The sequence below is a fragment of the Psychrilyobacter sp. genome (assembly GCF_049671765.1).
GTDB lineage: Bacteria > Fusobacteriota > Fusobacteriia > Fusobacteriales > Fusobacteriaceae > Psychrilyobacter.
Window position 1 is genome coordinate 1 of sequence record NZ_JBATVM010000298.1, and the last position, 2,528, is coordinate 2,528.

At 27.7% G+C, this 2,528-nt stretch carries 3 protein-coding genes and 1 pseudogene; all 4 read left to right on the forward strand.

The genetic code is table 11. From position 1 onward, the window contains the following. Positions 1–35: 35 nt before the first annotated feature. Positions 36–524: a flavodoxin gene (locus tag WBG30_RS13845; protein ID WP_424505246.1), complete on the forward strand. Its 489-nt coding sequence runs from the start codon at positions 36–38 to the stop codon at positions 522–524. A gap of 323 nt (positions 525–847) precedes the next feature. Then, positions 848–1,789, forward strand: a complete 942-nt coding sequence (locus tag WBG30_RS13850; RefSeq protein ID WP_424505247.1) for an NAD-dependent epimerase/dehydratase family protein — start codon at positions 848–850, stop codon at positions 1,787–1,789. Between the two features lie 122 nt (positions 1,790–1,911). Further along, positions 1,912–2,205, forward strand: coding sequence for a YciI family protein (locus WBG30_RS13855; protein ID WP_424505248.1), 294 nt, complete (start codon positions 1,912–1,914; stop codon positions 2,203–2,205). 44 nt (positions 2,206–2,249) lie between these two features. Then, positions 2,250–2,528, forward strand: a pseudogene (locus tag WBG30_RS13860) (hypothetical protein); the annotation flags it as partial.

Here is a 2,528-nt window from a genome sequence, read left to right on the forward strand (position 1 = left end):
TTGTAGAACAAACAATTTGAAAATAAGGAGGAAATATGAAAGTAAGAATTTATTATGGAAGCACAATAGGTGATACGGAATCAATAGCTCAAGTTTTAGGAGAGAAATTAGGTGCAGAAGTTGTGCCTATATCTTTAGGAATAAAAAATATTGATTGTTTAGACTTAATTTTGTTCGGATCTTCTACTTGGGGATATGGAGAACTTCAGGATGATTGGGATGACAGGATTGATATTTTAGAAAATATAAATTTATTAGGGAAAAAAGTAGGTGTTTTCGGAACGGGTGACCAAGAATCATATGGAGATACATTCTGTGATGCTATAGGTATTATAGGAAAGGCAGCTAGAAATGCCGGAGGACAAATAATAGGGATGACTTCCAGAGAAGGTTATAATTTTTCTGACAGTAAAGCTTTGGAAAACAACCAGTTAATAGGTCTTGCACTAGATATAAATAATCAAGATAATCTAACATCTTCTAGGATTGAAAAATGGGTTGATCAGCTTAAAAAAGAGGTGTAGAAAAAGAGTTCGTTTAATTTTTTTGTAACTTTCATGATAGATATCAATAGAATAAAACTTAGAAAGACAGTATAAATTGACTGTCTTTTTATTTAGTATCATTTATTTTTTTGTCTTTGGTTTTATTAAAACGTTATCCGAGATTATTTTATAATTTGAAATCCAAGAAACTGTTGGTATGGTATAATAATATAAATTTATAAAAATTAAAAAATACAAAACATAAGCTAAAGGGCGAGATATCTATAAGTCGATAAAACAGTACAAAAATAAATAAGATCATCTATATTTTAATCACTGAGATGAGTTGTGGAGGTATTAAAGTGAAAAAAGTTTTAATTTTTGGTGGAAATCAATTTTTAGGAAAGCACATATCTAATAAATTAATAGGAGAAGAATATCAAGTATATGTTTTTAATAGAGGGAAAAGAAAAAATTCTCCAAAAGCAGTGCATTTGAAAGGTGATCGTAATAGTAAAAAAGATTTACAAAAGCTTTTAGACAAACATAAATTTGAAGCTATTATTGATGTATCATCTTATGAACCGGTTCAAATTAAAATGTCTTTAGAAGCTCTTAGAGGTAGATATAAAAAATATATATTTATAAGTAGCGCTTCTGTTTATGAAAATATAGAGGAGTTACCAGTGAGAGAAAATAATAAAATAGGTGGGAACTTAGTATGGGGAGATTATGCTTTAAATAAATTCTTATGTGAAAAAATCCTAAAGGAGTTTTCTGAAGAAAATACTTTTAATTTCATCATTTTTAGACCTTTTTATATTTTTGGACCTGAAAATAACCTAGATAGAGAAATTTATTTTTTTAACAGAATTTTAGATGAAAAGCCAATTTTTATTCCTTCAAAGGAAACAATTATTCAATTTGGATATGTTAAAGATTTAGCGAATAATATTTTTAAAGCAATTGAAAATGATGATTTTAATAATAATATTTTTAATATATCAGGGAATGAGCATATTAATTTTAAAGAAATGATAAATGTTATGGGAGAAGTAGTAGGGAAAAAAGCTATAATTAAAGAGATAGATGAGAGTAACATTAAAGTAAGAGAATGGTTTCCTTTTAGAACTGAGAATTTATATGGAGATATTTCTAAATTAATTCAAACAGGTGGAACGATAAAGTATTCTTTTAAAGAAGGAATAGAAGAAACTTTTAAGTATTGTTTAAAACATAAATTGTTAGGGGCATATGATATCTATCCATTAGAGGAAAAATTTATTAAAACTTTAATAAAATAATGAAAATATGAATGTTACTTGAAATAAAATGGTGGGATTATTCAGTTGAAGAAATAGACGAAAGAATACAGGGCTACTGTAGAAACACAACTTGAATGGAGAAAAAAATATTCGGAGGCGCTATGAAAAAAGGCGATAAATTATTTGCAAGAATTGATTATAAAGTAGAAGGAAGTAAAGCTAGTTCAGATGATTTTAATGATCATATTGAATATTTGAGTGAAGTTGCATCTAAGAGATATTTTGTTGGTGGTGGATTTTCAAATGCACCTGGTGGAATGATAGTTTTTCAAGCTAAAGATTTAATAGAAGCAAGAGAGATTGCTGACAATGATCCTCTAATAGAAAGAAATTTGTATGGATGTGAATTATTCGAATGGGATTTAGTAATTCTTTCTGATGAGATTCAAAAATAATATTTAATATTCATTTATTACCTTGAGAAAAAGGAGTTAAGACTATGAAACCTATTACTGAAAATAAGAAGCAAATTATTGAATTTAAACTTATAACTGGACAAGATATGATAGAAGATATCAAAAAACTTTTTCTAGAGTATTCTCAGTCTTTAGAAATAGAATTAACTTTTCAAAATTTTGAGGAGGAGTTTAACGCACTACCAGGAAAATATGGACCACCTCATGGAGTTTTAATATTAGTATTGGTTGATAGTAAACCTGCAGGGTGTATTGCATTGCGTAAAATTTCAGGAGATATATGTGAGATGAAAAGATTATAT